Consider the following 3436-nt stretch of genomic DNA (forward strand, 5'->3'; position numbering starts at 1 on the left):
GCCGGCGGCCCTTTCCGCCGTCTCCCGCGCCGCTTCCAAAGGTGAGGACGAACTCCGCAATTGTTCACAACGCCGAAAGCAGGCCGAAGCTCCTCCGGCATGGCGATACCATATCCCCAGCATCCGGGGCAGGAAAAAGCCGCAAAGCGCCCGCGCAGCAGGCGTTTCGCGGCTTTTTGACATTCGAAAGGGGTAGCCCTCCGGGTGGACGGCGCAGAGGGGTAAAAAACCAGTAAGCCCTTGCGCCCCAAGCGTTTCGGCGGGTAGACATCGGGTAGACATCGGCGCGCGATTACGCCGGGTGTGAAGGCAATATCATACTTTGGAATGGTTTGCATTTCGGGAAAAGGCCGTTATAATAGCCTCATCTATGCTCCAAGGGGATATCCCCTTGGTTCCTCCATCCGGAGGAACCATACCCATTCGCAGCGGTCCCGACAGGATACATTATAATATATAAGGAGAGCGAACATGAAGAAACACACACTGCTTCAAAGGCTGCTGCCGTTGGCGATGCTGGCGGCGATGCTCGCCCGTGCGGCAGGGCTTGCCGCGAACGAGGAACGCGCGGACGCCTTTGCGGACGCCGCGTCCATCCCTGCATGGGCAAGGGGCAGCGTGGGCGGGGGGGACCGTCACGCTCAAAAACGTGACGGTCCGCGGCAGCGTGATCGTCAAGGGCGGCGGCCAAGGCCCAGTTGGATATGCTGACGGAGGACGAAGCCGAGGCCCTTGCGGACAGAGCAAAGATCTTTGTGGCGGCAAACGGCACGAGGGCGGACAGCGTAACGAAGGGCTTGAAATTTGTCGAATTCTCCCAGACCGCCGCGCTGGAGGATGCTTACACCGCCGCGCGGAACAAACTCGCAGGGGAAATCTTTGTCTCCCAGGCGGAGTGCGGCCAGACGGCGCAGGAGCTGCAGGAGGCAAGCGACGCGTTCGCTGCGATCGTGCCGAACGTGGGTACGCTCTATACGAACGCGATGATCATGGAGGCCGTGAAGAACGGAGGCGCCGTCAACCCGCAGTACAGCAGCGAGTTTGCCTATTCCGCCGAAATGCAGCCGCTGCGGAACGGTTACACCTATTGGCTCTACAGGAGCAGTTGGACTGTGCCGGACAGCGGCGTGACGGTGAGCATTGACTGGTCGGTCAGCGGCGACGGTGCGCAGTACCTTGCGTTTGCGCCCGAAGGGGGCCGTGACCACAAAAACAATATGCACAGCTACGGCGTAACGGTCATGAGGCAGCCGGATGAGCCGACAGAGGTCCGGTTTGTTGCGACGGTCAAGGACTATTATGGAAATGAGATCGGCAAGCTGGGGGAAAACGGGGAATACGCCGCCATCATCGGCGCACCAATGCGCTTGAGCAATACACAGCCCAGCGCCCCCCGGTTTGCTTCCGGTGACTTTGCCACGGGTGAGATCTACATCAACCTAAACGGCGTCGAAGCGATCCAGAAAGTGGACGACAGCAAGATCGGCATTACGGGCTGTGTGAGTACGCTTGAGAACGGCCTTCATCAGATCAACAATCCCGCGGTAACGGGCGGCAAGCCGTCCACATACGGCGTGTGCCTTGACGCTATCGCGACCCATTAGAAGCGGAACGGCATCTATTGCTGTGGCCCTGTCGGCGAAGCCCTGTAGAAAAGGCGTATAACACAAGGGGTAGGCGAATGGTCAGCAACTGACTTACAATTTAACCCATCGAATAAATTGGGAGGTCAGCACATGGAATACGGTTACGCAAGAGTTTCCACAAGAGAACAAAACGAGGAGCGCCAGCTCATCGCCCTGCGGGAGTTCGGGCTGAACGACGGTCAGGTCATTCTGGATAAGCAGTCCGGCAAGGACTTTGACCGGCGCGGCTACAGGCGGCTGCTGCGAAAATTGAAAGACGGCGATACCCTTGTCATCAAGAGCATCGACCGTCTCGGGCGAAATTATGAGGAGATATTAGAGCAATGGCGCGTCATCACCAAGGAGAAGAAAGCGGCGATTGTCGTTCTGGATATGCCGTTGCTCGACACACGGAAGAGCCGCGACCTTACCGGTACGCTGATCGCAGACATTGTATTGCAGTTGCTTTCCTATGTCGCACAGACCGAGCGCGAGTTCATTCGTCAGCGGCAAGCAGAGGGTATTGCTGCAGCGAAAGCGCAGGGTGTGAAATTCGGACGGCCTCGCAAGGCACTGCCGGAAGGCTTCAGTGAAGTCAAGGCACGCTGGGAGCGCGGCGAGCTGTCTGCGAGGGCGGCAGGGAGACTGCTTGGAATCAGCCATCGGAGCTTTTTGCTCTGGGTGCAGGACGACGAGCGTAAAGAAACTGTTAATAAAACGCGGCAAGGATAGTTGTTGAAAGCTTTGGGTAAAAAAGTACGCTTTTTTAGTCGGCACCCTATTGCCATCTTATATAGGGCATGTTATTATAAAGGTATATAATTTTGTGTATATCGCTGTGGTCGACAAACTGTACCTTTTTAGCCGCTATACCCGATACACAAAATGCCATAGCTGTCCCCGTCCGCCTGTATCGCGGGCGGTCGACTATTTCGCAGGAGGTGAGCGGCGATCCGTCAGTCTCTGTACGATTTTTGCACTGAGAACGGCCATGCCGACCTGCTGACGCAGTGGGACGATGAGCGCAATTCGCCGCTGGTGCCACAAGATGTTACCTATGGCAGCCACCAGAAAGTGTGGTGGAGATGCGCCAACGGCCATATCTGGCAGGCGAAGGTCTACTCTCGCTCGGAGGGCAGCGGCTGCCCGTACTGCGCCGGACGCAAGGAAACGCCTGAGAACTCGCTGGCGGTGCAAGTCCCCTCGCTTGAAGCTGAGTGGGACGCAGAGAAAAACGCTCCGCTGAAGTTCGCCGACCTGACCATCGGCAGCCACAAAAAGGTCTGGTGGCGGTGTCCTGCAGGGCATTCCTACTGCTCCGAGGTCAAGAGCCGCGTACAGGGTACGGGCTGCCCCGTCTGCGCGGGGCGTGTTGTTCTGCCGGACGAAAACTCCCTCGCGGCAAGGTATCCCGCACTTGTTGCCGAATGGGATACCGAGAAGAACGCTCCTCTATTGCCGACGCTGGTCGCCCCGGGAACGGTGAGAAAGGCTTGGTGGCGCTGTCCCAAGGGGCACAGCTACCGTGCCGCCATCTCATCCCGCGCGGGTGGTGGAACAGGCTGCCCATTCTGCGCAGGGCAAAAGGTCATACAGGGCGAAAACGACCTCGCTACCCAATACCCGCAGCTTGCCGCGCAATGGGACGCTGCGAAAAACGGCGCTCTGATACCGGAGGCAGTGACTGCCGGTTCCAACCGCCGCGTGTGGTGGCGCTGCGAAAAGGGACATTCCTATCCGGCTGTTATAGCTCACCGCGTGCGGAGTGGAAGCGATTGTCCGTATTGCTCCAACCACAAGGTTCTGCCCGG

General features: G+C 58.3%; 4 protein-coding genes. All 4 read left to right on the top strand.

Annotated elements, in window-relative coordinates; genetic code table 11:
- Positions 1 to 471: 471 nt before the first annotated feature.
- Complete coding sequence (locus tag KQI17_RS13200; protein WP_216496662.1) at positions 472 to 711, top strand: hypothetical protein; 240 nt, start codon at positions 472 to 474, stop codon at positions 709 to 711.
- Positions 699 to 1604, top strand: a complete 906-nt coding sequence (locus tag KQI17_RS13205) for a hypothetical protein (protein WP_216496663.1) — start codon at positions 699 to 701, stop codon at positions 1602 to 1604. Before KQI17_RS13200 ends, KQI17_RS13205 begins: the two co-directional genes overlap by 13 nt.
- Before the next feature lie 132 nt (positions 1605 to 1736).
- Positions 1737 to 2357 carry a recombinase family protein gene (locus KQI17_RS13210; protein WP_216496664.1) on the top strand — a complete coding sequence of 207 codons (621 nt, stop codon included), beginning with the start codon at positions 1737 to 1739 and terminating at the stop codon, positions 2355 to 2357.
- Positions 2358 to 2663: 306 nt separating this feature from the next.
- Positions 2664 to 3436 (top strand): zinc-ribbon domain-containing protein (locus KQI17_RS13215; protein ID WP_216496665.1); only part of this gene is annotated, 773 nt, incomplete at its 3' end.

Source organism: Oscillibacter sp. MSJ-31, from assembly GCF_018918025.1.
In the GTDB taxonomy this organism is placed as follows: Bacteria; Bacillota; Clostridia; order Oscillospirales; family Oscillospiraceae; genus Hominicoprocola.